At 57.8% G+C, this 26,297-nt stretch carries 14 protein-coding genes and 1 pseudogene; 7 read left to right on the forward strand and 8 right to left on the reverse strand.

Annotation, left to right across the window (positions count from 1 at the left end; translation table 11 throughout):
• Positions 1–10: 10 nt before the first annotated feature.
• From DK510_RS02560 to DK510_RS02565, 3 genes are all read right to left on the reverse strand, one after another.
• Entirely contained in the window at positions 11–13,213 is a 13,203-nt protein-coding gene (locus tag DK510_RS02560; protein WP_109310784.1) for an autotransporter outer membrane beta-barrel domain-containing protein, read from the reverse strand.
• Between the two features lie 406 nt (positions 13,214–13,619).
• Complete coding sequence (locus DK510_RS23560) at positions 13,620–13,961, reverse strand: hypothetical protein (RefSeq protein ID WP_160116428.1); 342 nt, start codon at positions 13,959–13,961, stop codon at positions 13,620–13,622.
• Positions 13,958–14,470 carry an Lrp/AsnC family transcriptional regulator gene (locus DK510_RS02565; protein WP_234998858.1) on the reverse strand — a complete coding sequence of 171 codons (513 nt, stop codon included), beginning with the start codon at positions 14,468–14,470 and terminating at the stop codon, positions 13,958–13,960. Before DK510_RS02565 ends, DK510_RS23560 begins: the two co-directional genes overlap by 4 nt.
• A gap of 457 nt (positions 14,471–14,927) precedes the next feature.
• Here DK510_RS02565 and DK510_RS02570 point away from each other — a divergent pair, with 457 nt between their 5' ends.
• The 6 genes from DK510_RS02570 (at position 14,928) to rpe (ending at position 20,883) form a co-directional block, all read left to right on the forward strand.
• The gene (locus tag DK510_RS02570) at positions 14,928–16,019 is read left to right on the forward strand and encodes an aromatic ring-hydroxylating dioxygenase subunit alpha (protein WP_109310793.1); all 1,092 of its coding nucleotides are present in this window, start codon (positions 14,928–14,930) and stop codon (positions 16,017–16,019) included.
• A 19-nt stretch (positions 16,020–16,038) separates the two neighbouring features.
• A complete protein-coding gene (gene gloA / locus DK510_RS02575; RefSeq protein WP_109310786.1) occupies positions 16,039–16,473 on the forward strand; it encodes a lactoylglutathione lyase in 435 nt (144 codons plus the stop codon).
• A 4-nt stretch (positions 16,474–16,477) separates the two neighbouring features.
• Positions 16,478–16,876: an AraC family ligand binding domain-containing protein gene (locus DK510_RS02580; RefSeq protein WP_109310787.1), complete on the forward strand. Its 399-nt coding sequence runs from the start codon at positions 16,478–16,480 to the stop codon at positions 16,874–16,876.
• A gap of 103 nt (positions 16,877–16,979) precedes the next feature.
• The gene (locus DK510_RS02585) at positions 16,980–18,419 is read left to right on the forward strand and encodes a glutamine synthetase family protein (RefSeq protein WP_109310788.1); all 1,440 of its coding nucleotides are present in this window, start codon (positions 16,980–16,982) and stop codon (positions 18,417–18,419) included.
• Between the two features lie 19 nt (positions 18,420–18,438).
• On the forward strand, positions 18,439–19,452 hold the full coding sequence (locus tag DK510_RS02590) for an alpha/beta fold hydrolase (RefSeq protein WP_109310794.1): 1,014 nt from the start codon (positions 18,439–18,441) through the stop codon (positions 19,450–19,452).
• 741 nt (positions 19,453–20,193) lie between these two features.
• Entirely contained in the window at positions 20,194–20,883 is a 690-nt protein-coding gene (gene rpe / locus DK510_RS02600; protein ID WP_109310789.1) for a ribulose-phosphate 3-epimerase, read from the forward strand.
• A 25-nt stretch (positions 20,884–20,908) separates the two neighbouring features.
• On the opposite strand, the gene DK510_RS02605 is transcribed toward rpe, so the two are convergent.
• From DK510_RS02605 to DK510_RS23455, 4 genes are all read right to left on the reverse strand, one after another.
• The gene (locus DK510_RS02605; RefSeq protein ID WP_160116429.1) at positions 20,909–21,757 is read right to left on the reverse strand and encodes a tetratricopeptide repeat protein; all 849 of its coding nucleotides are present in this window, start codon (positions 21,755–21,757) and stop codon (positions 20,909–20,911) included.
• Between the two features lie 330 nt (positions 21,758–22,087).
• Entirely contained in the window at positions 22,088–23,746 is a 1,659-nt protein-coding gene (locus tag DK510_RS02610; RefSeq protein ID WP_234998859.1) for an amidohydrolase, read from the reverse strand.
• Positions 23,747–24,009: 263 nt separating this feature from the next.
• Positions 24,010–24,552 (reverse strand): membrane dipeptidase, encoded by a 543-nt coding sequence (locus DK510_RS23450; protein ID WP_200833194.1) that lies wholly within the window; start codon positions 24,550–24,552, stop codon positions 24,010–24,012.
• Positions 24,491–25,252, reverse strand: coding sequence for a membrane dipeptidase (locus DK510_RS23455; RefSeq protein WP_200833195.1), 762 nt, complete (start codon positions 25,250–25,252; stop codon positions 24,491–24,493). Before DK510_RS23455 ends, DK510_RS23450 begins: the two co-directional genes overlap by 62 nt.
• 381 nt (positions 25,253–25,633) lie before the next feature.
• Between DK510_RS23455 and DK510_RS02620 the strand changes: the two genes are divergently transcribed.
• Complete coding sequence (locus DK510_RS02620) at positions 25,634–25,975, forward strand: RidA family protein (protein ID WP_109310791.1); 342 nt, start codon at positions 25,634–25,636, stop codon at positions 25,973–25,975.
• A 95-nt stretch (positions 25,976–26,070) separates the two neighbouring features.
• On the opposite strand, the pseudogene tuf reads toward DK510_RS02620, so the two are convergent.
• Positions 26,071–26,297 (reverse strand): annotated as a pseudogene (gene tuf / locus DK510_RS02625) (elongation factor Tu); the annotation flags it as partial.

The raw sequence follows: 26,297 nt of genomic DNA on the forward strand, positions 1-26,297 counted from the left end.
CCCTCATTGCTCAAAATTGCACCCCAAGGCCCAGACCAACCTGGAGAGCCTTGGTTGAGTCCCCGAACATATGGTCCAGGCTCAGATTGATAAAGCTGCTGTCATCCAACGCAAACAGCCCCAATCGCGCCGAAACCAGTCCATGAGCGTCTCCGATAAAGCTGGTATTCGTAAACCCGCCATCGGCTGCGCTTGCACCTGCAAAACCGGCGCTTACTGATACTGTGTCGTTCGACGAGATGATGGCGCCGGCGCGGAAGCTTACGCGTAGTTTTTGAGAGGCGCTGAGAATCTGTTCTGTCCCGATCTCAAGCGATGGGGTCAGGGAATAGATCATCTCGCTATCATCCTGCAGGACGATCCCCGAAAGGGTTGCATCGCCGTTGCTTTCCGTCGCCAGACGGGTGGCATCAACAGCGATCTCGGGTCGCAGATAGGAACTGCCACCGGCAAATCTGTGGTCATAGGCAAAACTCAACCGCAGGTTCTGCTGGTTCATCTTGTGCTTGATCGAACTGACGCCAACGGTGTTAACCACGTTTCCGTTGGGCAGCACACCACTGATCCCACCCGACCGGTCTGTGTCATAGTCTGACCAACCGGCTGACAGCATGGCCGCGAACTCCCACGGGCCGGTGTATTTGGTCAGCGAAGCACCCAGATTGAACCGGTCACCGGTCGCATTGTACTGCGATCCATTCCGAAGGCTTATTTGGTCGTGACCCAACGCGAAACCGGCATAGAGCTCATCCCCAACCGGCAAACGGACACCGGCAGACAGGTTGGTATTGTTGATGTCCAACTCATCGTAGATACCGGTCTGGTCACGGTCGTAGAAGGACCTTCCTCCGGAGAACCAGACACAATTGCGTGGATCGTCTCCGGCTTGGTAATCGGTAAACCGCTCGCAATTATGCAGTGCGTCTGCGAATACCCGGGTACCGTAGTAGGCATCTACCGCATCCGCGGCATAATCGGCCACAGTGAATGCACCAATTGCCGCGATAACGTCAGCTTCGGAGGTCATATTCCCGATCAGGGCGAACAACTCACCTTGCGCCGCCGAACCCTGCCCGTTCAGCACCTGATTGATGTAGTCGCCAACGGCCGCCTCGTTCGCGTTCATATTCGCGGTCGAATAGTCCGGAGTTATCACCAGGTCAATCGAACTGCCGTCCGATGTCGAGCCGTTCAAGCCAATCGAGTAATCCAACACTACAGTGTCCTGAATCGTCGTGCCCGCATCCACAGCTGTCCCATTCGGGTTGACGATGACCAGAGGCAACGCCCGTTGAAGCGTATTGAGCTGTGGTGTCAGTGTGCCGCCCATTGTGGCGTCACCGCTGACATTAACCAGATCGCTATTGCCACCCGATGCACCCGTGGTCAGGAAATATACATCGAGGGTCGAGGATGCCGTCGCACCAAAGGCTAGGCTTCCCGTCAGGTTCGTGGTTTGGCTGACGTTTCCGGTAAAGACAAAGTCACCCGACTTAACAGTCGGCGTCATGTCCGTATTCAGACCCCAGTTCGCCCCCAAAACAAAGTCGCCATTCACTTGCATCAACCCAGAAGCGCCCAGATTGATCGTGTCCAGCGCATAAAAGGCGCCCTGTTCCTCGACGGTCAGACCGTTGGTACCCGCGCCGAGGTCCAGATTGCCCAGTGCCTTACCCGCCAACGAAATCTGTTCATTGCCGTTTCCGCCGTTCACCAACTGGTTATTCCCGGCGAGAAGCACTGTGTCCTTGGACAAAGTCAGCGCGTTGTTCGCGCCGCCGTCCACGATGATAGACGCAACAGCGTCTACCTGCCCGGTCCCGCCCATGACGACGCCATCGAAGCCAAGTGTGATTGCACCCGATCCGTCGCGCCCCTCGGATTGGGCCAGAACACCGATACCGCCTTCGCCCACGGACAGGATATTACCGTTCAGCGCCATGTCGATGGTGCCACCGGACCCGACACCGCCTGCGGATCCACGGAAGACCGAATCCACCATGCCGCCGCCGCCGCCCAGCGACTGCGCCACAACACCAATCGCGTTTTCACCAGTGGTGACGATATTACCGTTTTGAGTGAACGTAATGTCACCACCGTCACCGCCATTAGCAGGCGAGAGATTCACTGTGATTTGGCTTACATCCATATCTGTAGAGACGAGGCCGCCGCCGCCACCTATGCTTTGGATTACGAAACCATGAGACCCAGAACCGCTGGTGGTGATGCCCCCGATATTGGTAAGGTCAACGGTTCCGCCGTCACCGGTTGAATCGTCTTGCGCACCCAAAGTTACATCCAAACGCCCTAGTCCAGCGACAACGACCTCGCCGCCACCCGCGCCAATGCTTTGGACACTCTGACCAAATGACCGATCACCCGTAGTGGTAACGTCTCCGTCCAGAGAGAGGTCGATATCACCGCCGTCATTGCGGAAACTTGGGTCGGAACCCAGGATCACCGAAGCAGCTTTGTTTGTATTCGCGTTGCCAGCGCTGTTCAGCACAAGTTTGCCACCCCCGCCTCCGATAGACTGAGCTGCACCTGCAGACGAAAACGCGCCATCGGTGCCCACGTCTCCGGTCCGACTGCCGGTGACCTCGCCGCCGCCAGCGTCATCCGTGTTGATCGCCCCTAAGCGTGCGGTGATGTCGATACCGTCCCCGTCCTGAACATTGATATTGTTAGCGGAGGTACCGCCACCGCCACCAACGCTCTGCAGCATCAAGCCGGTCGAGCGGTCACTTGTCGTGGCGATCTTACCGTTATGCGACTGCATAACCTGACTGCCGGCCATGTCTGAAACTTCATCGCCGCCCAACGAGATGTCGCTGATGTATACACTGCCTGTTCCACCAGCACTGGCTGTCTCGGTCGTGAAATCAACCGAAGTTTCTACATTGCCGCCGCCGCCATTCACGGACTGAGCGAAAATAGCCTTGCTACCTGAACCATTCACAAGAATGTCCCCGGTCGAATTGACGGTAACGGTTCCAACCGACCCAGTGGCACCCTCGCGCGCACCAAGCAGTTGCGACACCGTGTAATCCAACGCAGAGACCAGCGGGGATGACACTGAATATCCGGCGTTTCCGCCGCCGCCACCAACAGATTGCGCAAAGATGCCAAACCCGTTTTCTGCATTTACGACAATCGCGCCTGTATGGCTGACCGTGACGTCTCCACCATCTGCGCCATCCCCGCCCGAACCGCCAATGGCGATCTTCGAGTAGGACTTGCCGGTCATGGTGTTTTTGAGGTCATTTACATCCATCGCAACAGCCAGCCCGCCATTGCCGCCACCGCCGCCAACGGATTGTGCCATGATGCCGTACGCACCTGCGCCATCAACCCGGATATCACCGCTGTTCGTAACAAGCACGTTGCCTGCGACATTACCGCTGCCGCCCGAGCCACCGATGTTCAGCTGTGCCGTCGGAGAGCTGTTGTCCCCGGTTTTCAACCGCAGCGTCCCGGTCATCGAGCTGCCACCATTGCCGCCACCGCCACCTACGGACTGCGCGAAGATACCATGCGCACCATCACCGGTCGTCAAGATCGTCCCGGCATTCGTAACCGAGACGTCGCCACCAGTTCCGCCGGTGCCACCCGATCCGCCCAGTCCGAATTGCAAGGCTCGCCGTGTGGACGCCTCAGACCCGCCATAGCGCCCGTCGACAGAGATCGTGGAACCACCGTTGCCGCCGCCACCGCCAACGGATTGCGCAAAGATACCGTGGCTTTCCTTGCCAGTGGTAAGAATATTGGCATCCGCTTCGTTGACGACGGTCACCGTGCTGCCAGAGCCGCCGGTACCACCTGAGCCACCGATAAGAATGGCGTTTGTGGTCGCCCCGTCCGAGGACCGCCCCAGAATGATGTTGCGCACCTGCTGCGCGTCACCGCCGCCACCGCCGACGGACTGCGCGTAAATGCCGATGGATTTGTCACCCTCCGTTGCGATTATTTTTCGGTTGGTGACCGAAACTGCCGCAGACATCGCGCCGGTGCCGCCATTGCCGCCAATGGAAATTGTCGCCGTGTTGCCAATCTCTTTGCGAAGGTTGATGATACGGTTTTCTACCAGACCACCCATGCCGCCGCCGCCGCCAACGGATTGTGCATAGATACCATGCGCCATCATGCCGGCAGTCGTGACCATGCCATCATTCACAACTGTAACTGTGTCCGAAGTCATACCGTCTCCGCCGGTGCCCCCGATATTGATCGAAGCTGCCGTCCCAACGGTTGATGGGCTAATGAAGGATTTGATCGTATCCAAATTACTCTGGCCCGCCTGCACCATACCGCCGGTGCCGCCTGCGCCGCCCACCGATTGCGCCAGCAGGCCGATCGAGCGCTCGCCCGACGTTGAAATCCGCGCAGAGCTTGTCACATCGACTTTGCCGCCAACGCCTCCGGTGCCTCCGGTGCCGCCGATGGAAAGTGATGCTGAAATCCCGCCACCGGCCGAGTTGCTGGCCTTGCCGCCGTTGCCGCCGCCGCCGCCTACGGATTGCGCGAACACTGCGTGGGCGTCGTCACCCTGAGTTACCACGGTCCCGGCAATAACGGATTTTACGTCACCCGCCGCTCCGCCAGTGCCGCCGGCCAAACCGACCGACACGCTGGCCTTGTTGCCTTTGCTGTCGCCGGTTTTCGGCGTACCGATGCTGGCTGAGATCGAGGACGAATTGCCGCCGCCGTTGCCAATGGATTGGGCAAAGAACCCGTAAGACCGGTCGCCTGCGGTGCTGACGATGCCGTCCGAGCTGGCATAAACATCACCGCCGCTGCCACCGGTACCTCCGGTCCGACCGATCTGGATATTGACGTTGCCGCCATCCACCGAAGTCGAGGCAGAGTTATACCCCGCGTTGCCGCCTCCGCCGCCAACGGATTGGGCGAACAGGCCATGTGAATCCGCCCCGAGCGTAGAGATATCACCGGTGGTTCGCACATCGACTGCACCGCCAATACCGCCCTCACCGGTGCCGCCGCCTACAGCAAGACCAAAACCTTTGTTGGATTGGTTCGATGACAGTTCGTAGGCAAATGCCAGGTTCAGCGCTGCGTTTCCGCCGCCGCCGCCAATGGACTGACCAAAGATTCCATGACTGCCGTCCTGTTTCGTGAGGATATCACCGTAGTGATCAATATCGACTGTACCGCCGTCCCCTGCAGTTCCGGCATCACCGCCGATGGCGACAACCGCCGACATGCCGGATTTGTTGCCAGAAGAATCCGCCGGATTCACCTTGCCTTCAAGCTCATCTAGCACGTTGTTGTAATTGGCAATTACCGAGTCATCTACGCCCGTGTTGGTCGGTGTTTTGCGGTCGGATGAATCGCCGGTGCCGCCGTTGCTCTGACTGCCGTTGGTCTTGCTGACGCCCACAACCGCGTTGATGCCGGCATCTCCGCCACCACCGCCAATGCTAGAGGCTTCGATGCCATGCGAACCAACACCGTCAGTTGTGATGGTCCCTGCCGCCAAAGCAGTGGTGCCCCGCGCCACAGTGACATCGCCTGCGTCTCCGCCACCGCCGCCAAAGCCGCCGATGCCCATGGCAATCGGTGAGCTGTCTTTGGTGCCAACGAACGTCGCATTGATCCCACCGGTTCCACCGCCGCCGCCGATGCTTTGGGCAAAGACACCGCGCGCGTGATACCCGTTTGTCGAGATAGCGCCGGATTGCGTGACCAGGACATCACCGGCATCCGCGCCGATTCCGCCGTGGCCGCCCAGACCACCCACGATGCTCAAATCGGTTTTGCCGTCTGAGTTGTTGGAGTCGCCATAGTTCAGTTGTCCGGTCACGTTGAGCGCGCCGTTGCCGCCGCCGCCAGCGATGGACTGGGCCAAAACGCCGTGTTTCCAGTTGCCTGCCACGGACACAGCACCGGTATGATCAACGGTCACATCACCCGAAACATTTCCGTCGCCACCAAATCCGCCAACACCGAAGGTGACCGATGGGATCTTGCCATCCTTGCTTAGCGCAATGCCGCCCGAAACGTTCAGACCGCCATTGCCGCCGCCACCGCCGATGGACTGCGCCAACAAACCGGCCGAGCCATCAGTGTCAGGCTTTTCTTCGTTGAAGACACCCATATCGATAAACAGGCGTTCGAGACCAAAGTTCGACACCATCTCTTCTGTATCGTCGACAATCGTGTCGCCGAGGAAATCGCGTAGCTTGTCTTCAAATGTGGTTGTATCGGGGATCGAGATGTCATCCGGGTTCGTTGTGACCGTGATGTCCGCTTGGGACGTGACCGTCACATCACCAGCCTTGCCACCGTCACCGGCAAATCCGCCAACACCCACAATCAGAGAGCTGTCGGACACGATCCCGCCTGACACATTCAGACCGCCATTGCCGCCACCGCCGCCTACGGATTGCGCCAACAGGCCGGATTGGCCAGTTCCATGAGCCTTGATCGTGCTGCCTGCTCCGATATTCACATCGACATTCCCGGCGTCACCGCCGCCGCCGCCGAACCCACCGACGCCCACGACCACTGCATAAGATTTACTGCTGTCGGCTTGGCCCGCACCGGGCTTGCCGCTGATCGCTATGCCGCCAGATACGTTGGTGCCCCCGTTACCGCCGCCGCCGCCCAGCGACTGCGCAATGATACCGCTGGCGCCTTTGCTTTGGTCAACGGCGAATGTACCGTCTGATTGCTTGACCATCGGCACCGCCTGAACGTTGCCGGTATATTCCAGATCGATGTCGCTGGCATCGCCACCCGATCCGCCGAACCCGCCCACGCCAGCCGCGACCGAAAAGATTGTGTCCGACCCCGAGGGTTTTGTCAGCGCCAGAGAACCAGAGATATTCACGCCGCCGGTGCCGCCACCACCACCGAGGCTCTGCGCAAGCACGCCATGTGATCCATCGCCAGCCGTGACAACATCACTTTCCACATCCAGCACTATCGTCCCAGCATCGCCTCCGCCGCCGCCAAAGCCGCCAAGGCCCAAAGTCACCGCCGCGCCGGATTTACCTGTCAGGTTAACGGCACCCGAGACGTTGAGGCCGCCATTGCCGCCGCCGCCGCCAACGGATTGCGCTATGACACCGATGCTGTCCGCCCCTATTGTGACCACGGAGGTTGTGCCACTGCTATCTGTGCTGGACCGCAGGGTGCTGATCACGTCACCGGCATTACCGGCCCCGCCCCCGAAGCCACCCACGCCCAGACTGACCGAGCCGCCGTTTTCCTGGCTAATGCCCAACGAGGCCGAGATGTTAGTTCCGCCATTGCCGCCACCGCCGCCGAGGCTCTGTGTCAGAATACCTGTGCTGCGATCGCCGACGGTGCCAACACCGCCCGTAACAGTCGACTGAACCAGGGCACCGGCATTTGCGCCGCCGCCGCCAAAGCCGCCTACGCCGATACCTACGGCCGCATTGGCCGACCGAGACAGGGACAACGCGGCCGAGATGTTAGTGCCACCATTGCCGCCGCCGCCGCCAAGGCTTTGCGTCAGAATCCCGACCGAGTCGTCTCCTGTCGTTACAACACTGCCGGTAACTTGTTGCGTTACATTGTTTGCATCACCACCGTCGCCACCAAAGCCACCAACGCCGATCCCGAGACCGCCTGAATAGTCGCTGGCCACCGAAATCGCGCCGGAAATATTTGTGGCACCGTTACCGCCGCCGCCGCCGAGGCTTTGGGCAATAATTCCGGCCGAACGTGTGCCCGAAGTGCTGACATTGCCCGAGAACGTATTTTCGACGGCCCCGCTGGTACCGCCACTACCGCCAAAGCCGCCCACTCCGATACCCGCAGCACCGGACCCTGTGCGCGCAATGCTGAGGGCGCCTGAAATGTTGACGCCGCCATTGCCACCGCCGCCTCCGACGGACTGAACCAGAACCCCAGTTGCGTTATCGCCGCTTGTGGTTACGTCTCCGGTAACCGAGCCCGTAGCCATACTTGCATTACCGCCGTCACCGCCAGACCCACCGATGCCAACGCCAATAGCGCCGCCGCCGGTGCCCGAAAAATTCACGGCCGCAGAGACATTCAGCCCTCCGTTACCACCGCCGCCCGCGGCGGACTGCACCAAAACACCGCCCGAATTATCGCCGGCCGTTGTGACATCACCCACAACCGTGCCGTTGGCCGTATTGGAATCACCGCCGCTGCCACCGCTGCCGCCAAGCCCAACAGATGCGCCCCCGCTGCCGGTTCCGGCAACCGTGACTGTGGCAGAGACGTTCATGCCGCCGTTGCCGCCACCGCCCCCAAGACTTTGAACTATTAACCCGCCGGACTCGTCCCCTTGCGTCGAAACGTTGCCGTTCAGAGTGGCCTCAGCCGTTCCTCCGTCGCCTCCCGTTCCAGATGCGCCGCCCAGACCAACGGATGCGCCACCCGATCCCGTACCTGCCGCTGCAACCGCTACTGAGATGTTCATTCCGCCATTACCACCACCGCCGCCGACGGATTGCGCCAGCAGACCGGTCGAGGTTTCGCCCAACGTCACAAGGTTCCCCGTCACGTTTGCTGTTACCGCAGAGGCATCGCCTCCGCCAGATCCCCGACCACCTAGCCCAACGGCTGCTGCGCCAGAACCAGTTCCAGCACCGCCGACGGATGCAGAGACATTAAAGCCGCCGTTGCCGCCGCCGCCACCGATGGACTGGGCAACAACCGCGCTTGATTGCGCGCCTTCGGTTTGCACATTACTCGCAACCGTCAGACCAACGACACCGCCGTTGCCACCGCCACCGCCAGATCCGCCCAGACCGACGCTGATCGCGCCTGAACCGGTGCCCGCACCAGCCAATGCAGGTGAAATGTTGAAGCCACCATTGCCGCCGCCGCCGCCAACGGACTGTGCCAGAATACCAACTGAAGCATCGCCTTTGGTCACAACGTTGGCCGTTGTGCTCACGGTCACCAGGCTGCCGTCACCTCCGCCACCGCCCGAGCCCCCCAGCCCAACCGAGACTGAACCCGCTCCGACGCCTGCGCCTGACAAGGTCGGCGAGACGTTAAAGCCGCCGTTACCACCGCCGCCGCCAAGGGATTGCGCAACAAAACCGCTGGAAGCGAAGCCATCGGTCAGAATAGTGCCATTTGAGGTCAGCGTCACGTTGCCGCCATCGCCGCCCGTATCACCCGATCCGCCCAACCCGACGCTGACCGCGCCACTACCGGTACCAGCACCCGACAGAACCGGCGAGACGTTGAACCCGCCATTGCCGCCGCCGCCGCCGATGGATTGTGCCACTACGCCCGAAGACTGATCACCACGGGTTTCAACCGCATTGTTGGACGTCGCGATGACGGTGTTACCGTCTCCCCCGCCTGCGCCATCGCCACCAAGGCCAACCGAGACTCCACCCCCGCCAACGCCAGATCCCTGGACCGAAGCGCTCACGTTGAATCCGCCGTTACCGCCGCCGCCGCCGATAGATTGGGCTAGAAACGCCGTCGACGAGTCGCCCTGCGTCAGGATGGTCCCACCTGAGGTCAGCGTAACCGCGCCGCCATCGCCGCCTCCAGCTCCGTTGCCGCCAAGCCCCACGCTAACTGCGCCGGATCCAACACCGGCGCCGGCGCCAGCGCCCGAGACGTTGAAGCCGCCATTGCCGCCGCCGCCGCCAATGGATTGAGCGACTACGCCGGACGACCTGTCCCCAGCCGTTACGATTGCATCCGTGGTTGTCAGATTTACCGTGCCACCAGTTGCACCTGTGCCGCCGCTGCCGCCCAGCCCAACTGAAACGGCACCGCTGCCCACACCCGCGCCCGCCAGTGAGGCGCTGACATTAAAGCCTCCATTACCGCCGCCGCCGCCGACGGATTGCGCCAAAACCGCTGTTGAATCCGCACCGGCCGTGCTGACAGTTCCGCTAACCCGACCGGTCACTAATCGACCGATCCCACCGCCGGACGCGTCGCCGCCCAGGCCAACCGTAACCGCGCCGCCACCAGCGCCTGCACCGGCTACCCCGGCCGTTACGTTGAAGCCGCCATTGCCGCCACCGCCGCCGATAGATTGGAATACGACACCGCTGGAATTGTCGGAAAGCGTGGTCACGTTGCCCACGACCTGTCCTTCAACAATGCCGCCATTGCCGCCTGTTGCACCGCCGCCGCCAAGTCCGACACCAATCGAACCAGCGCCTGCTCCACCAGCGGCCACACCAGCCGTCACATTGAAACCGCCGTTGCCACCGCCACCGCCGATGGACTGGATCACAACACCGGTCGAGCGCATTCCCTCGGTGCGGACATCACCGTTGACGAGAACACCGGTCACGCTGCCGCCGATACCGCCGCTGCCGCCTTCGCCGCCAAGCCCGACACCAACGGTTCCTGCACCGGCTCCGCCTGCGGCCAGACCCGCGGCGACACTGAAGCCGCCATTGCCGCCACCGCCGCCGATGGACTGAACTACAACAGCACCAGAGTCATCGCCCCGCGTTGTGACGTTTGCGTCAACCTGTGCGGTTACTGCGCCGCCGTCACCGCCACCGCCGGCTTTGCCGCCAAGGCCCACACTGACAGACCCAGCAGCCGCCCCGCCAATATCGGCGCTCGCGCCGACGCTGTAGCCGCCATTGCCGCCGCCGCCACCCACGGACTGTGCGACAACACCGCTGGAAAACGCTCCGCTGGTTTCGATGTTTGTCCCGCCTGCAATCAGGGTGACGTCGCCGCCGATCCCGGCACCGCCGCCATCTCCGCCAACACCCACGTTGATCCCAATTGCCGCCACGCCGCTCGCGCTGACACCGGCTGCGATGCTGCCACCGCCATTGCCGCCGCCACCGCCGACGGATTGCGCGATCAAGGCGCTCGAACTGGTTCCCGTCGTCGTGATGTCAGCCTTGGTATAGACCTGCACATCGCCGCCGTCGCCGCCACTGCCAGCCTCACCGCCGATACCAACCGAGACATTGCCGGAAAACAGCGCCGAGGCACCACCGGTTGCCGCCACAGCCAATCCGCCATTACCACCACCGCCGCCAACGGATTGAAAAAGCATACCGGTCGAGCGGTTCCCGGTTGTGACAACGGTGCCTTCAAACCCCGCAGCCGTCGGAGAGCCACTGCCGTCAAACTGGCCGACCGTGACCGTGCCGCCTTTGCCACCCGTGCTACCATCGCCGCCGACACCAACCGCCAAAGAGCCCGAAACCGGGCCGCCAGACACCGCAACAGAAACCGCATATCCACCATTGCCGCCTCCGCCGCCAACGGATTGCAGCATGACGCCAATTGCATCGTCGCCGCCGGTCTGCACAGATGCAGACCCGCTGCCGCTGATTGACACATCGCCACCGTCGCCGCCACTGCCGGCCGAGCCACCAACCGAGACCGAAGCCGCGCCAAAGGCACCGACCGCTACTGAAACAGCGCCGCCGCCATTGCCGCCACCGCCGCCGACGGATTGTGCGAACACACCAGTGGAGCGATCGCCTGAGGTTTGAATTGCAGATGGCTGACTGCTGTCGGTGTTCGACAATGTGACGTTCACGTCGCCGCCTTTGCCTCCGGACCCGCCATCGCCGCCGATGGCAACGCCCACGAATGCGCCGACCGCTCCGGAAGAACCGCCATTGCCGCCGCCACCGCCGATGGACTGGGCCAGAATGCCCATCGCATCGTCTCCGGTCGTGGTAATGATCCCGTCATTGACGATGGTCACAGTTGATCCAGCGCCACCGCCGCTGCCGTTTCCGCCAACGGATACCATTCCGGCGGACGAGCCACCGTCGCCGCCACCGCCGCCAATCGACTGAGCGATGATTCCGCGCGCGCCGTCGCCCCCGGTTTGGATTTGTCCGTAGTTACTGACGCTTACTGCAGCTCCTGTGCCTCCTCTTGACCCGGTGCCACCGATTGCGACCAACCCGTACGAGTTCGCACCCGTTCCACCACTGCCGCCAATAGATTGCGCCATGACACCATCGGCACCTTTGCCTGAGGTCAGAATGCTGCCGCTGCCCTGAACCGTCACGCTAACGGCGCTGCCGCTGCCACCGTTCGATCCGACACCACCCAGAGACAACGCAACCAACCCGCCCCCTGCGCCGCCGGAACCGCCGCCACCACCAATCGACTGCGCCACGATCCCGCGCGAGAAGTCGCCCTGTGTCTCAATAGCGCCAGCATGGGAAACCGTGACCGTCCCGCCGTTACCACCGTTGTCGGCACCGCCGATCAGGGACACCAATAGGTTGCCGCTGGTCCCTGCGGACCCACCCGAACCCCCAATCGACTGTGCATAAATCCCGTTCGCATAGTCGCCGGTTGTCAGTATGCTGCCGGTTGATGTGGTATTGACTGTCACAGCACCGCCGCTGCCGCCATAGCCGCCGTCACCTGAAGATCCTACCAGGCCCCACTGCGAGCCGCCATTTCCACCATTATTCGAAACGCTCAGTGCATAGATACCATCGGCGGAATCTCCGGACGTCGAAATCTCACCTCTCTGCGTGACGGTCACATTGCCGCCATCCGCTGAATGCCCGCCGGTTCCACCGCCGGGGGCGGCGAACCCGCTGCCGCCATTCCCAGCCTTGCCGCTTCGGCTGAATGCGAAAATGCCGTCGTTGTCGTTGCCCGATGTTTGGATTGTGCTGCCGCTGGACTGTGTTGCATTCACGGTGCCGCCCTTGCCGCCATCGCCACCATCGCGCCCGTCCCAGAAACTCAGGTATGAATCACCGCCGTTGCCACCATCACCACCGACGCTACCTACCTGCCACCCGATGTTGCTGGTCGCGTTGACGTCGCTGCTGAGGGTCTTTGTCTGCGTCGGTCCAGTTGAGCCACTGTCGCCTGAGCTAGGCGGTACAACCAACGCACCGTCTCGGCCATTGCTGCCGTCCTGACCATAGATAACTTGGCTCACACCATTTGGCCCTGAAACGTCTTCAGGCGGCGTCACTGCGCCCGGGGTGCCAGAGCTATTAAAGTTGCTATTGTATTGCGCAAGGGTCAGCTGAGTGGACAAACCGGCCGTTCCGGTTGCCCCTGAATTGCTAATCTGAGCCGTTGTTCCTGAAATGGAGGCAATTTCAAAGGCAAGCGGAGGATTGTCGGAATTGTAAATTGTGGCCCCAACATCTTTGACGAGGAAAACGTAGCCATCTGCTGTCTCTACAAATGCTGTTGTTCCGGCTGTAGGCGTCGAGGCCGGGTCGACAATCAGTGCGCTGACAGTGGTGTCCATACCTGTCACCGGGTTGGCCACTGTGTCGCCTACTTTTGAGTCTGCCGTGGGCGCTGCGAATAAAGGCGTTGAAATTAAAGCATAAAAAGAGACTGCCAATAGCAATCTAGATTTTTTGGACACCCTTGCACCCCACATACGACTTAGCCAAAACACATTGGGGGCAAGCCGCGTTCGCGCAGAACGGCAACCTACAACTCGAATTTCCCCATCTCACTTCGGAATAGAATAAACACAAGATTAAGGAGATTATCTATTTTAAGCTCGCCCCATTGGAGGTACGATTCACCCATTGCCAAAATGCAACAGACAATCTCAGTTTGATACTCACAGTATTGTTTGGGGTGTTGTCACATTGCCTGTCGCCAGCACCGATGGGTCGATGCACGGCGATTTTCTGAGAGAGTCATTTTGGCTCATCGTTACCGTCAAGGAATGGACGATCAGGCTTCTTAGTGAGAGAAAGGTTCGGTGTGGTTTGATCAACTGATACACTACGTTCCGCTATGATTTCTTCTAGATTCTGATAGGAAACACTGTATCGAACATAGAAAATCACTGCGAACAGGGTCATTTCGTTTGGATCCCGCGCACCTTTGAAAGAAATCCTTGACCAACTTTCAACTGGATAGTGCCGTTCGCCACGCAGGTCACTATTCAAAAGTATGCAACAAAGCCCCCCCAAAAAATAACCTTGGTGAAAGCCTCTCGCCCAATTGATTTCAGCGATCAACTTCTTCCTAATCACTCCCTCACATCCTGCTTTAGCAGGAACTGATTCTTGAAGTTCTTCAGCCCCGGCATAACGTCGGCATTGGCGATATCGTCATTCGCGTGGATTTCATGCTCCAGAAATTCCTTCAATGCGTCATCATCGTCGCTGACCAATTCAATGATCAGGTCATATCGACCCGCGACCCACAGAATGAAAACAACCCGAGGGTTCTTTTCAAGCCGCTCCGCCACCTGGCGTGGGGTCACGCCAACAGCCACATTCAACCCAATCATCGCGTCGGTTGTGTACTCTGTGGCCACGGGATCCGACATCGCGACGATCCGCAACATGTTATTGTCTCGCAGACCGCTCACCCTGTTGCGGATGGTTCCTTCGGACACGTTCAACTGCTGCGCAATCTCCGAAAAGGCCATCCGGCCATCTTGCTGCAACAGCCGGATGATCTGTTGGTTCAAGTCATCCTTTGGGGACCTAATGCTCTGTCCGGTGGCGCGCACGTTTGATTGCTTTTTGACTGCCATATACCTGATGCTCGATTGCTGCATTCGTAGCTGAGACTAGGTGAGGACATCGAAATCCGCAATTCTCCCCTGAGAATTCTGTGGCAGGAAGTGCAGAAAACGACATCCTTTGCCCTCGACACCGCAGATTCCAAGGACGGTGACGCGGACCTATTGCCAAATTTTCTGTAAAATCCCGTTGGAATTGCGACTCTCGCAATCCACACGACCTCGTTATTCGAAATTCGTACCATCATGCCGTTTTTTGACCAGATCATTTCCGATTCTTGCCCCAAAATCCCAATTAGTCGCGGAAATCGAAATATCGCTAGACGGAAAATACGATATTCGCAGTCGAAACCTCACGTCCCGGCGCGGCGGGACAGAGCCGGCAAGTAGGAAGACCGCGAGAAACGGAAAAACCATGCGCCTGTCGTTGGACCGACGGGTACAGGTGGCAGTGTCGAAGGGAGGACAAATGACAATTGCCGAGGATAGAGCCCAGGCCATTGGAGGGCCTCAACACGGGCTGACCGCCGGGGCGTATCGCAGCGAAGAGTTCTGGCAACGGGAATGCCAGACGGTCCTGGCCAAGAACTGGGTATTCATCGGGTTTGCGCATCAGATGGCAAACCCCGGCGACGCTCATCCGGTCACATGCGCAAACTTGCCACTGTTGGCGGTGCGCGGTCGTGATGGCGACATCCAGGTTTTTCACAACGTTTGCCTGCACCGGTGCATGACATTGGTCGACAAGCCCAAGAACGTTGGCAAGCTGATCCGCTGCCCCTATCACGCTTGGGCTTATGACCTGGATGGCCGCCTGCGGGCTGCACCTCATTTTGCCGGAACCGGCAAGCAGGAGTTCGACGGCTTTGATATCAAAAATCATCGCCTCAAGCCTGTACGCACCCATGTCTGGCATGACTGGATCTTCGTCAATCTGGATGGGAACGCGCCTGATTTCGAAGACTATGCCGCGCCTTTGATAAGCCGGCTGGAGGGGATGGATTTCACCAGAGTGGAACCAATTGGCCTGCTCGACTTTGGTGAGATTGGCACCAACTGGAAGCTGATCATGGAGAACTTTATCGAGCCCTACCACGTTCAGTTTGTCCATGCCTCAACCACTGATCAACCATTGGAAAACCACTATACTATCACCGATGGCACCTGCATCGGCAGCGCGGTGGATCTGAACGAAGAGTTGGGCACATCCGGCAGTTTGGGCGTCAGCTCTCGCTATCTGACCCTGTACCCCAATTTCATTCTGGGCCGCTATTTTCCGGATCAGCTGGGCGTCTATCTGAACGTACCCATCGGCCCCGGAAAAATGCGCCAGTACCGAGCACTTTACACGACAGAAGGTCAGGAGCTGAGCGCCGAGGAAATACAAGCCCTCAGAAATCTTTGGTGGGATGTCCACAAGGAAGATCACGAGATGGTTGAACGCATGTTTGAGGGCCGCAAATCCCCAGTCGCCGAGGATGGAGGCCTGTTGTCGCCCGCCTGGGAGGACAGCGTGCGCGCCTTCCAGGATCTGATCGAGCGCGACGTAGCTAGTGCCTAAGCAAGAAGGAACAATAACGATGAACAAGTCCATATCCAAAGGGTTTCGTCTGGCCCATACGATGATGCGGGTCACCGACATGGAGAAGTCACTGGATTTCTATTGCGGAATTCTGGGTATGGAAGTGCAGCGGCGCACGGACTACCCCGAAGGCAAATTCACCAATACCTTTATCGGCTATGGGCCCGAGGCCGAGTTTCCTACGCTGGAGCTGACCGCCAATTGGGATCAGGGCACGCCCTATGACAAAGGCGACGGCTGGGGTCACATCTGCATCGAAACGCCAGATGTTTATGCCGCGTGCGAACAGCTGGCTGCGGCGGGGATAAACATCACCCGTCCACCGGGGCCAATGAAAAACGGCACAAGGGTCATCGCCTTTTGCGAGGACCCCGACGGTTACAAGGTCGAATTGAACGAATCCATACTGAAACACCTGGCACAGGAAGGCTGACCAAATGGGTGACACACCTCAACTTTTCAAATTCGATCTGGTTCAAAATCGCTACGACTCGATGGGCGACAGCGACACCTACATCAAACCGATGGTGACCAGCGAATTCAGCAAGTCCATGTGCGGAGGCATCAACGTCCTGAACAACATCAAGGTGCCGTGGGATCTGACCTGCGACGAGATCATTTATTGCCTTGAGGGCACGTTCCGACTGGTTTGCAATGGCAAAAGCTATGTTTGCAATCGTGGTGATGTGCTGTTTGTCCCGAAGGACAACCACATCTCCTACGAGTCGGACGGCAAATGCGTGATCTTCTATGCCGCCTACCCTCACAACTGGAAACAGCTTGCCGGGATCACGCAGGTTCCGGGCATCGACCCTGACGATTTTGTCCCCGGCTGAACATTTTAACCGCTGAGCGACAGAACAACCGTAACCAACACCAACACTGAGGGATCACCCTCGGTGAACCAAATCTGATTGCCATTCGATGGGAGGACGCCGAATGCCCAAGGATAATGCCAGCACCCGCATCTACTACGAGACTTTCCACGACGCTGTCGAGCGTAACCGCCCGCGTATCGCAGAGGTACGGCAACGTCTGGAGGAGGCTGGCGTCAAATACGTGATGGCCGCCTGGATTGACCTGCACGGTATTCCAAAAACAAAACCCGTACCGATGAGTGATTTTGAACCGCTATGCCTTGGAAAAGGCCCGCAATTCGCGGTGCATTCGATTTCGTACGTGCCCGAGCTAAGCCCCGCCGACAGCGATCAGGTGGTGGTTCCGGATCTCGATGCCGTCTATGTCTGTCCATGGGACACATCGATGGCGATCATCTTCTCGGATCTCTACTGGGAAGACGCTCCTTACAACGTTTGTCCGCGTCAGGCCCTGAAACGCGCCATGCACGAGGCCGCGCTGGAAGGGTACACTGGTTACGCCGGGGTAGAACCCGAGTTTATCGTGATGAAATATGACGACGCCGGGCAGCCGGTAAAGGCATTTGACGATGACCCTGCAGATGGGCTTCGTCCGCGTCGTCAGGCATTTGGCTATGATGTTGAGTATTCCATCGACTCGATGCCATTCCTAAAAACCCTGATCGACATCATCGAAGGATTAGGCTGGAACCTGCATGACGTGGTGGCCGAGGGGGCGTATTCCCAGTTTGAGCTTGATTTCCACTACACCAACCTCCTGGAAATGTCCGACCGGTTGGCTTTTCTGCGCATCACGTTGAAAGAGGTGGCCAAGCAGCATGGGCTGTTTGTGACCTTCATGCCCAAACCAACTGTGGGGGACTGGCGGTCCGGGGCGCATATCAACATGTCGATGCAGCATGAAAGTCGCCCCGGCGAAAACATTTTTGAGACACCCGATGGCAACTGGAGCGACGAGAGCCGCTGGGCAGTGGGCGGATTGATGCAGCACGCCGAAGCCATCACCGCAATCACCTGTCCGACAGTGAATTCCTATAACGGGTTGGTGCCGCGCGTTGGCGGTTTTGAAGGCGGCACAGTCACCTGGGCTCCGACCAATATCACATATGGCTTCAACAATCGCTCGGCCCAGTTCCGCCTGCCGCAAAGCCGTCACTGCATCGAAAACCGTGCCTGCGACATGACCATGAATGTCTATCTGGCAATGGCGATGCATCTGAGCTGTAGTGTTAAGGGCATCAAAGAAAAGACCGACCCGGGCGAACCAACGGATTTTGATCTCTATTCTAAGACCGAAGCTGAACTTGCCGAGCTCGGAATCCGCCGATTGCCGCGAACACTCTATAACGCGATTGAGGCTTTGCGTGGCGATGCCATGGCGGAACATGTGATGGGCCCGGTGATGCGTAATTCCTATCTCGAATACAAAAACGATGAGTGGGAGCGGTATCACCAATCGGTCACCGATTGGGAAGTGCAGGAATATCTGCGGCTCTACTAAGACAGGAAAGGAACAGGTGGTGCCGGATTTTGAGATTTACGAACTGGGCGACTTTCCGCTTTTGTCGGGCAAGGTATTGAAGGATGCCAAGCTTGCCTATCAAACCTACGGTGCAATGTCGGCCGCCCGTGACAACGTCATCGTTCTGCCCACCTTTTACACAGGCACAAATTCCCGTAACGAGGGGTTCTTTGGCCCGGGTCGCGCGATTGATCCAAGCCGCCATTTTATCGTCAGCCCGAACCTGTTCGGTAATGGTCGCTCATCGTCGCCATCGAATACGCCTGCGCCGCAGGACGGCCCGCGATTTCCGCTGGTGCAGATGTGGGACAACATCGCTGCCCAGCATCGGTTGATCCATGATCACCTGGGAATCGAGAAAATCGCCCTAGTCGCTGGCTGGTCAATGGCGGGCTGCCAATCCTACCAGTGGGCGGCGCAATACCCGGACATGGTCCAGGCGATCCTGCCTTTCTGCGCCTCGGCCAAGACCTCACCGCATAATTTTGCCTTCCTCGAAGGGGTCAAGGCCGCCCTTTGTGCGGATCAGAATTGGAACGGCGGTAACTATGACAGCCCACCCGAGGCCGGGCTTAGAGCCTTTGGCCGGGTTTACGCAGGCTGGGCTTTCTCTCAGACCTTCTATCGCGAGGGGCTATATCGGCAGCTGGGATTCCAATCGATAGAAGAGCTGATGCAGGATTGGGAGCAAGACCATGTGCAGGGCTGGGATGCCAACAATTTGCTGGCCAAGCTTGCCACTTGGCAGGCAGGCGACATCTCAGCCGGGCCGCTTTACAATGGGGATTACAAACTGGCGCTAGGTGCCATCAAGGCTCGTGCCATTCTGATGCCTTGTACTCAGGATCTCTATTTCCCTCCCGAGGACAATGAAATTGAGGTCCGCCACATACCTCGCGCCATCTTCCGCCCTTACATTTCCCCTTGGGGCCATTGCGCTGCCAACCCAGGCAATGACAAAGGTTTCACGGCGCAGTTAGATGCCAATATTCGGGAACTTTTAGAAGATTAACACTTGGTGAATAACTGGGGGGCCGTGCGCATTCTCCAAGACGTAGTGACAAAAGAGATTCAAATTTGCCGAAGGACATCTTTCAAGCTGTTTTCATTGATGGAGACCAACTTGGCACGCGACCTATTGATGGACGAAGAAGGGGCGTTCTTTGAACGGTATGTCGGAATCGAGATGTGAGATCAAATTTTTGAAGTTGTTCTCACCTGGGCTCTTTCGGGTTCCAGTTGTCTTTTTCATCGCCCACTCTTCAGCCGCTACGATCAGCCCAAAACACTATCTTATCAAGCTGCCCTAATTGGACCCATAAATGCTGGCGTTTGACAGTTTAGCAACGCCGCACAGCAGACCTTTGTTGGTTTGCTGCACATTGCGCAGAATTAGAGACGAGCATCGTTTCCCCGCCATAACGCAACAGTTTATTCGATCATAAACAGACTTATTGACGGCCAACGATTCTGAGCGCGGCTAGCCGTGCTCAGAATCGTTGGCCGCGACGTGCGAAACCTCTTTGTCAAGTGAGTATAAGTCCAGGATGTTCCAATATCCGGTCGTAGGTGTAGGGTTGTTGATCATTTGGATGTCGAGGACAGTTAGTTTGCCACTGACGATTGCCGCTTCCAATGCGGGCAACAGTTCATCAGCAGAGCTTAGCCTGCGTCCTTCCGCACTGAGGGCCTACCCATTGGCGCATATCGCCGCTATACGCTGTGCCAACACGCTATCCATATGAGGCCATTCATGAGCTTTGACCGCAGCATCAAGATCGCCCCGTCGATCCTGTCCGCAGATTTCGCCAATTTCGGTGCCGAGATTCAGGCCATCGAAGCCCAGGGGGCGGATTGGGTCCATATCGACGTCATGGACGGCCATTTCGTGCCCAACTTGACCTTTGGCCCGCCCGCCGTCAAAGCGTTCCGCCCCCATGTCAAAACGGTCATGGACGTGCATCTGATGATCACGCCGGTTGATCCCTACATTCAGGCCTACGCGGATGCAGGCGCCGATATCCTGACTGCACATGTCGAGGCCGGGGCCCATACCCACCGTACTTTGCAGGCGATTCGCGCCGCTGGCATGAAGGCGGGCGTTGCGTTGAACCCCGGCACCCCGGCCGGCGCGGTTGAACACTTGCTGGACCTGACCGATCTGGTTTGCGTCATGACAGTGAACCCCGGTTTTGGCGGCCAGAAATTCATCGACATGACCAACAAGATTCGCAAACTGCGGTCGATGATCGGAGACCGTCCGATCCATATTGAGATTGACGGTGGCGTCGACCCCAAGACGGCACCGCTGGTGGCCGCAGCTGGTGCGGATGTGCTGGTCGCAGGTTCAGCCGTATTCAAGGGCGGTTCGGTCGATAACCCGGACGTCTACGGCGCAAACATCAAAGCGGTGCGTAGCGCGGCGGAATCGGCGACGTCGTAAATATCACTGCATTCGAAGTGACGCGCTAGTTCGAACGTTGCGCGTCACTTGTCGCATCCGGTTGACGGTTTTTGTACCGAGCACGCATCTTGATCGCTTGCATGAACCGCCCCTCGGCCAGCAGCACCAGCGCATTCGTATACCGCTCAAACTCTCCATCGGGAAAGAGTCCAAGCGCCTGATCAATGGCATCACGGGCTTCATCCGTGTACCCCAGCCCTAACGCGATATCCGCATGCAGGCGGTGGTCAAAGCGGTCGGCACCCTCAAGCGCGACACTGCGTCGAATGTGGAAAAGAGCGGCTTCATACTCGAGGTCGTCCGCCAACAGGCTGGCCCGCCAATAAAGCAGATAACTACCCGGTCCCACCCGGCTTTCCGCCAGCTCCAACACCTCATGCGCCTGTGATCTTTGTCCTAAGTCTGACAGCGCCTGCGCCTTTCGCACGTAGCCGTCCGTGTCATCAGGTTCGGCCTCAATCACCGCTTCGGCATCTTTCAATGCCTGTTTGGGCCGATCCAGCATCAGCAGGATAAGAGACCGGCGCGATAATGCGGTCACGAAATCCGGCTTCAGTTCCAATGCCCGACTTACGTGGTCAAACGCGCCTTCCCAATCGTTCTGCTCGGACAACAGAAAGGCGACGCCGTATTCCGCATATGGATCATATGGATCCAGTTCGCTGGCAGCTCTGAACAGGCTAAGCGCTTCGTCCTGCCGGTTATGATCCTCCAATATCCAGGCCAGCTCGCGCATCGCCCAAGTGTATTCAGGGTTCAGAGCGAGAGCGGTTTGCACCATCTCTTCGAAATCGGCAAAATCCATATCTCCGGCCCGGCGCGCTGGCGACCAGACCGGCCATGTTGCTTGCATTGGGCTTGCGCGACACGGCTTGCCTAGACAACATGGTGGCAGCCGCATACTCATCGTGATTGTAGTGCACCCACGCGCGCGTCTGCAGCCCAAGCTCGGCATCGGGATTCAAGGCCGGAATTTAGGCAAAATGCGTCATCAACCAGATTCAGATCATCAAGATCAAAATAGGCCCAAGCAAGCTTATCCAACATCTCAATGCGCCGCCGCCAGAATACTGGCAATTGTGAAAAGAGAAAGACTGCCTCAATTAAAGCGGCGAAACAATTCACCTAGGTGCTTAAGGAAGCCCTGCCGCAGTCCTTCCAGAATGCTTACGAAAGGGCTGTGTTATGGCAAAGTATTTGATCCTACCGTTAACCAGGGCTCTTCGATCTGCATCCCCTGATAGATCGCATGCAAAAAAAGATGCGCTAAGACCGGGTCATTCGAGAAAGGTGATGCGTCCAGATTGCCCTCCTCGATCCCTTCCTTGGCCTCATACACGACAACATCATCTTTGATCGTCGAAAGCACTCGCAATTGGGCAAGCACCTCGGGGTCAACGGCCGTCGGGTCATCGGACAGGATCACAAAGTCCCCAACCTTGCCGACCTCGATTGAGCCTTTGGTATCCTCTTCGAAATGCTGCCACGCTGGCCAAATGGTCATGGCCTTCAACGCGGTCATGACATCCACCCGCTGATGCGGTCCCAGAATGTCTCCTGACCGGGTTTTACGCGTCACTGTCGCCGCAAGAACGCGCATGCTGTCGGGCAGCGCTACTGGCGCATCATGGTGTGCGCCAAACATCATATCTCTTTGACGGATCCAGCCCGAGGGCGAGATGTTTTCGGCATTTACCGGACCCACAGTATGATCACGGTGCCAATCACCCCAATAGAACGTGTGCATCGGAAAAATTGAGGGGAACACACCCAACCGCTTATAGCTTTGGACCTGATCCTCTCTCAGAAACTGGCCATGGATCAGAACGGGCCTGTTACCGGGGTCGCCATACTTCATCTGCGCGACCTCAAGGGCGGCGATCAGCATATCCGACGCGCCCTCTCCGTTCGAATGGACCAATATCTGAAAGCCGTTTTCGTAGCACCAGTTCACAGCATCCTGAAGCTGATCCATCGTAATCGCAGTATAGCCGGCATATCCCGCCGGATAAGACCCAACCGGGTCGTAATAAGGACGATCTCTGAGCGCCGTGAAACCTTGCGGCGATCCGTCGATTGTCAACTTGCAACCGCCCACACGAACACGACCCTCATAGGCTCGCGAGACATTAGCGCCGATGAATTCGCGCGCCTCCAAAACATCCGGAAATGCAACAACGTCGATAGGTAACCCACCGTCGGCCCCCACCTTTTTCAGGGCCTGCACGATCTCACCGGATGACTGCCCCTCTTGCCCAGTAGTGTAGCCATACTTGGCCCACAGATTGCTTCCTGCGCGGGCAAAGGCGATCATCCCTTCTTCGCCCAGATTGCTGAGCATAGGCACTAACACTGCAAAGAAGGCGTACTCCTCCAGAACCCCATTGGGTTTCCCGGTGTCGTCACGCTGGATCACACCACCAGGAGGCGCTTCGGAACTAGCGGTGATTCCTGCAATTTCCAAAGCTTTGGAATTTGCTACGCCCAAATGGCCGGATTGATGAACGATGACGATAGGCAGGTCCGTGGAAACTGCATCCAGCTCGTCCCGTGTTGGATGACGCAATTCCTGCAATTGTGCGTTGTCGTATCCGAATCCGATAATCAGTTTCACCTGATCAACAACTTCGGCGTTGTCCTCAACCCATTCTGAAAGCGTGGCCTGCAAACTGGCGATATCAGTTATCCCCCCATCCGGGGGAGCCAGTAGATTGGCCGAAAGGGCTTGAAGGCCACCCATCACCACGTGTCCGTGGCTGTCTACGAACCCCGGCAACATTGCACGTCCGGCCAAATCAAATGCCACGGTTTCTTCGCCCTGCAAGCTGGCGACATCAGCCAAGCTACCCACAGCTAGTATGCGACAGTCCTTGACCGCGACGGCCTGAGCAGTGGTTGATCGTCGTTTATCGTTAGAATCGGACCACCCGAATAAATCGTATCTGCGGGTTGCTGAGGAAACGCGGGGCTGACCGAGCAAACCGCCAATGCTGTAACAGATAATGAGAGCGACAAATTATTCATTCCACGACCTCTTTGCTGCGGAAATTTCAATTACCAAATCTTAATATCGTTTTCCCTGACCCAGAAAAAATACCTCACGCCTCAATGGGTCGGAAAGCGCTGCATGAATTCTTGGCGCATGCGCAAACGTTCCGGGTATTCCTCCAGAAACTGCTGCGGCGGTTTTCCTTCCCAGACCTGAGCGTAAACGCGCATCTTGTTACCTCCATAGATCTTGGCCAGGTCTTCATTGGTGTATCCACGCGCCCATAGGTTATCCGTGATCGCGGCCAGGATCTTAGCCAGCTCTCCATTGCCTGTGGCACCTTTGTTGAACGCATTAATCATGTAGCCGCCATCGTCATACATGCTTGCATTTGCCGTCGCGAACTCAACAACAAGTTCAGTCGAGAACATGTCGTCGGTCGCAATACCCACATGATCAACCCCGACCAGCTCTACGTAATAATCGATCATATCGGCCGCCTGCTTTGGCGAAATATCGTCTGGCCAAACACCGTCCATCATCCACTCGGTGAACGTCGGAGAGACATAACCACCCGCCTCGGCGGCCCTGACGGCTTCATCGTCGGGAATGGCTCGATAACAACCACGCGGAGTCGCATTCGGTTCGCTCTTGTACAAACCCGCTGGCACGGAATGCGTGTAAACGAAAGGAACAACCGGGATAAGTGCTTTCCATATAGTCCATCGCGTCATTGGCCGTCCGAGAGCCTGTGTGGCTTAGATCCAGAAGAATTCCGAAACGGACCATCTCGTCGATGACTGATTTACCCCAAGAAGTCAGCCCGATGTCATTGCCGTTATAGGCTGCCAACTGGCCGGACCCTGTCCGAAAAACGTCGTTATAAGCCAAGATCATGCTTTTGATTCCCATGTCCTTGAGCAACGCCATCTTCTTTAGATCACCGTTCAGGATCGTGACAGTCTGACTGTTCCAAATGACGGCGGTCTTGCCCTGCACGTGAGCAGCCTCGATATCCCGCGTCTCGTGCACGATCAGAAAATTTTCTGGTTGCTCGGCCATAGCCGCACGAAAATGATAGTGCTGCTCTAGTAACGTCTCAAATGACATATCCGCTGCGGCAAGGGTCATCTCATGACCTGTAATGCCGCTTTCGCGCGCACGATCGAAATAGAGGTGCAATTGCTCGTATTCCGTCCATCCCGTGCCGTAAGGGCTGGCGAGCATTCCCAGAACGATTGTATCTTGAACAAATTGCTTCGCCTCGTCTGAGGCGTCCCACGTTTTACCATCTTCGCTGGCCCAAACCGCAGCGGTACTACCCACAAGTAGGCCAATTAGAACGGCTACTGTTTTCACGGCGAAACTCCCTAATCACGCTGCGATTGGTTGCATTCTGCACGCCGGATGGTTTTTAGGACAGAACGAAATTTTGTTTATGGATTTGTGTACGATAATTAAGGTCACCCCGGGGCGGAACGAATTTTACTGTTCCCCAACAAGTGGTTTTTCATCCCAGTTAAAAAGCGATCACCCCCATCGGTCGGCAACACCGCTTTTCTGGATGATTTTGAGGTGACGCCAACAGCACGTTCGCTTTCATAGATCGCGCTTCCGGATCACGTTTGTTCCCAAGTATTAAGCTTGTCTGAATCCCAATCCAACGAATTGCGTTTGCCAAGCCTGACGTTCTGTGACCATGAACGACCGTGCAAAACACCAAAAAACGAGAATGACTCCATGATTGAACGCATCGACACCGGCGAACGGTCCTCAAAAATCGTGAAATACAACGGCGTGGCCTATCTGACCGGGCAAGTCGCCGAGGGCGAGACAATTCAGGAACAGGTCCGGATTTGCCTCGAAAAGATTGACGCCCTTCTCGAACAGGCTGGCTCATCGCGCAAAAAGATGCTGCGCGTGACAATCTGGCTGGCGGACATGAAGGATTTTGCCGGATTGAACGAGGTCTGGAATGCCTGGGTTCCAAAGGGCCATGCCCCTGCGCGGGCTTGCGGCGAAGCCAAATTGGCGCGCGCCGAGCTGAAGGTGGAATTCATCGTCGACGCGGCCTACGATTAATTCCTGTCCGCGCAACGCGTTATGACCATAGCAGGAATGCAAACAAAAAAGGGCGTCCCGAGGGACGCCCTTTTCGTTGGATATCGCGCGAGCGCTTACTCGACGATTTTCGACACGACGCCGGCGCCGACGGTGCGGCCGCCTTCGCGGATGGCGAAACGCAGGCCATTTTCCATCGCGATCGGTGCGATCAGTTCAACCTCGAACGACACGTTGTCGCCGGGCATAACCATCTCGGTGCCAGCTGCCAGGGTCACAGTGCCGGTCACGTCAGTTGTACGGAAGTAAAACTGCGGACGGTAGTTCGCGAAGAACGGAGTGT

The organism is Ruegeria sp. AU67, assembly GCF_900312795.1.
Lineage (GTDB): Bacteria > Pseudomonadota > Alphaproteobacteria > Rhodobacterales > Rhodobacteraceae > Ruegeria > Ruegeria atlantica.

Bases quoted from the DNA above. Each gene is read 5' to 3' on its own strand.
- DK510_RS02560 (WP_109310784.1), bottom strand. From the start codon at position 13,213: ATGGACACCACTGTCAGCGCACTGATTGTCGACCCGGCCTCGACGCCT.
- DK510_RS02565 (WP_234998858.1), bottom strand. From the start codon at position 14,470: ATGGCAGTCAAAAAGCAATCAAACGTGCGCGCCACCGGACAGAGCATT.
- DK510_RS02570 (WP_109310793.1), top strand. From the start codon at position 14,928: ATGACAATTGCCGAGGATAGAGCCCAGGCCATTGGAGGGCCTCAACAC.
- gloA (WP_109310786.1), top strand. From the start codon at position 16,039: ATGAACAAGTCCATATCCAAAGGGTTTCGTCTGGCCCATACGATGATG.
- DK510_RS02580 (WP_109310787.1), top strand. From the start codon at position 16,478: ATGGGTGACACACCTCAACTTTTCAAATTCGATCTGGTTCAAAATCGC.
- DK510_RS02585 (WP_109310788.1), top strand. From the start codon at position 16,980: ATGCCCAAGGATAATGCCAGCACCCGCATCTACTACGAGACTTTCCAC.
- rpe (WP_109310789.1), top strand. From the start codon at position 20,194: ATGAGCTTTGACCGCAGCATCAAGATCGCCCCGTCGATCCTGTCCGCA.
- DK510_RS02605 (WP_160116429.1), bottom strand. From the start codon at position 21,757: ATGCAAGCAACATGGCCGGTCTGGTCGCCAGCGCGCCGGGCCGGAGAT.
- DK510_RS02620 (WP_109310791.1), top strand. From the start codon at position 25,634: ATGATTGAACGCATCGACACCGGCGAACGGTCCTCAAAAATCGTGAAA.